Below are 435 nucleotides of genomic sequence, written 5' to 3'. Positions count from 1 at the left end.
GTTAATGACCGTCGGACTGGCATACAGGCCCGCAACGGCCGGGAAGGGCGGGCGCAGACGAGGCTGGCCACGGCGCCCTTCCAAGGAATCCAGCAGAGCCGTCTCCTCTCCACAGATGTAGGCGCCTGCGCCTGCATGGACGACAACCTCGAGGTCGTAACCGGAACCGAGGATGTTCTTGCCAATATAACCAGCCGAGTAGGCCTCCCGCACGGCCTGCTGCACACGCCGGACGACAGGCAGCACCTCACCGCGGATGTAGATAAAGGCCGCCTGGGCCTTGATGGCGTAGGAAGCAATGATGACGCCCTCGACGAGAGTGTGCGGGGAAGCCGTCATGAGCGGCATGTCTTTGCACGTGCCCGGCTCAGACTCGTCGCCGTTGACAACAAGGTAGGTCGGGTTGGGATTGTCCTTAGGCACGAAGGACCACTT

General features: G+C 62.3%; 1 pseudogene. It reads right to left on the bottom strand.

Annotated features, from left to right (window positions below):
• A pseudogene (locus KJQ99_RS11380) lies at window positions 1-435 on the bottom strand (NADH-quinone oxidoreductase subunit F); the annotation flags it as partial.

The sequence above is a fragment of the Campylobacter sp. 2018MI13 genome, assembly GCF_018501135.1.
Taxonomy (GTDB): Bacteria; Campylobacterota; Campylobacteria; order Campylobacterales; family Campylobacteraceae; genus Campylobacter_E.
The sequence above is the reverse complement of the archived record's forward strand: the minus strand, read 5'-3'. Positions and strand labels throughout refer to the sequence as shown.